The following is a 1,844-nucleotide window of genomic DNA, read 5'->3' as shown; positions in this document are numbered from 1 at the left end:
TCAGCGCGTGCGAGCGCTGCCGGAGCGAAGCGGAGGCGGCGTGAGCGGTTCGGAGCGTAGCGGAGAGGCCGCTCACCAGGGGGTCAGCGCGTGCGAGCGCTGCCGGAGCGAAGCGGAGGCGGCGTGAGCTGTGAGCACATTTCGGCGTCGGAGAAGGTCGACGCGCCCGTGGGGCTCGAAGGGTGTCCGGAGTGCCTGGCCATGGGCTTCCACGACTGGGTGCACCTGCGCCAGTGTCTCGCCTGCGGGCACGTCGGATGCTGCGACTCGTCGCCGCGCCGGCACGCTACGCAGCACTTCCTCACCACGCGTCACCCGGTGATGCAGTCGATCGAGCCGGGCGAGTTCTGGCGCTGGTGTTTTGTGGACGAAACCGTCGGGTAGACGGCTCCCGCCCCGGGGTCCCACCTGCGGGTACGCGTTTCTCAGCGCGTTCTAAGGAGACACGGGACACAATCATGCGAAGTTGGGCATGGTGGCACGTGCAGTCGTGTTGCCATGGTCAACGGGGAATGACTGCGGCCGGTGACGGGGTTTGGGGGCAGGCCATGGCGAGCTCGGCATGGTGAACGCGATATTGGATCTCGTGGGCGGGCCGGGCGTGCTGTACGGCGTCGTCCTGGTGCTCCTCACCCTCGACGCGTTCGTCCCCGTCGTCCCCGCCCAGGCGCTCATGATCGGCGGCGGCGTCCTCTCCGCGACCGGCCACGTCCAGCTCGTCCTCCTCGTCCTCGCCGGAGCCGCCGGTGTCGTCGCGGGCGACCTGATGGCCTTCCTCGTCGGGCGGCGCCTCGCCCACCGCGACTCGACCCGTCTCACCAGCCGGCGCAAGCCGCGGGCGATCACGCTGCGGCTGACCGAGGCGATGCGTAAGCACATCTTCCTGGCCGTGCTGTTCTGCCGGTTCGTCCCGGCCGGCCGCATGATCACCGCGGTCTACGCGGGCCGCAACGGCGTGTCGACCCGCCGCTTCGCCACCTACGACGTGACCGCCGCCGTCCTCTGGGCCTCGTACGGTGGCCTGCTCGGCCACTTCGGCGGCGAGGCCATCGCCAGCTCGTCGTGGGTGCCCCTGGTCTTCGTCGCCGCGTTCGCCGTGCTCTTCCTGGCCGGCGCCCCGCTGATCGGGCTGATCAGCCGCGCCCGCCGCCGTGCCGCCGTCGGCCGTGCCCCGGTCGTGCGCACCCGCGTCGCCCGCTGCCGCCGCAGCGCCTTCGAGACGCTCGCCGCGGTCGAGCCGCTGGCCGCGATCGAGGTCATGGCCGCCGCCGAGGCCGTCGCGGCCGCCGAGTCGGTGGTCGTCGAGGTGAACGGCCTGCAGGCCACCGCCTGATTGCTCGGCTCACAGCCAGGGGCGCAACCCGGAGGCCGGGTCGCGCCCCTGACTGATGGTCCCGCGAAGACTACGGCTTGATCTGCGCTCCGTTGTCGTTCCAGGTGTTGTTGCTCCACTCCGGCATTGTCGAGGCGGAGAAGGCCTGGGTGCCGTAGTAGCCGCCCTTGGGCCAGAATCCGCCGCCGGAGGAGCGCATGAACTTGTTGTTCGTGACCTTGCCGTTGGTGATCTTGTAGTTGGCGTCGTACCAGTAGAACGAGTAGCCGCCGCCGTTCATCAGGTTGCTGTCGACCACGACGTCGCTGATCGAGCCGATGTCGGCCTTGAGCAGGATGCACGAGGTCTGGGTGTGCTGGTTCTCCAGCCGGTTGTGCAGGATGCGGATGTACTTCGCATTGGTCGACTGGATGACGTCGTTGTGCTGGGCGGAGCCGACGCCGTTGGGGTCGTGCAGCCAGGAGTCCTGGACGGTGCCGCGGCCGTCGATGCGCAGGATGTCGCCGGAGCC

General features: G+C 69.6%; 3 protein-coding genes. 2 read left to right on the top strand and 1 reads right to left on the bottom strand.

Features of this window, described 5'->3' with window-relative positions; all coding sequences use genetic code 11:
- Positions 1-123: 123 nt before the first annotated feature.
- Together IEZ31_RS55625 and IEZ31_RS55620 are read left to right on the top strand one after the other, a co-directional pair.
- Positions 124-384 (top strand): UBP-type zinc finger domain-containing protein, encoded by a 261-nt coding sequence (locus tag IEZ31_RS55625; protein ID WP_190258268.1) that lies wholly within the window; start codon positions 124-126, stop codon positions 382-384.
- Positions 385-562: 178 nt separating this feature from the next.
- On the top strand, positions 563-1,333 hold the full coding sequence (locus IEZ31_RS55620) for a DedA family protein (protein ID WP_190258267.1): 771 nt from the start codon (positions 563-565) through the stop codon (positions 1,331-1,333).
- A 70-nt stretch (positions 1,334-1,403) separates the two neighbouring features.
- On the opposite strand, the gene IEZ31_RS55615 is transcribed toward IEZ31_RS55620, so the two are convergent.
- Positions 1,404-1,844: hypothetical protein (locus tag IEZ31_RS55615; protein WP_229837339.1), on the bottom strand; the 441-nt coding region annotated here is incomplete at its 5' end.

The sequence above is a fragment of the Dactylosporangium sucinum genome (assembly GCF_014647515.1).
In the GTDB taxonomy this organism is placed as follows: domain Bacteria; phylum Actinomycetota; class Actinomycetes; order Mycobacteriales; family Micromonosporaceae; genus Dactylosporangium; species Dactylosporangium sucinum.
This window is presented reverse-complemented; position numbering and strand designations above follow the sequence as displayed.

Coding starts and splice junctions, on each gene's coding strand:
- IEZ31_RS55620 (WP_190258267.1), top strand. CDS start 563: ATGGTGAACGCGATATTGGATCTCGTGGGCGGGCCGGGCGTGCTGTAC.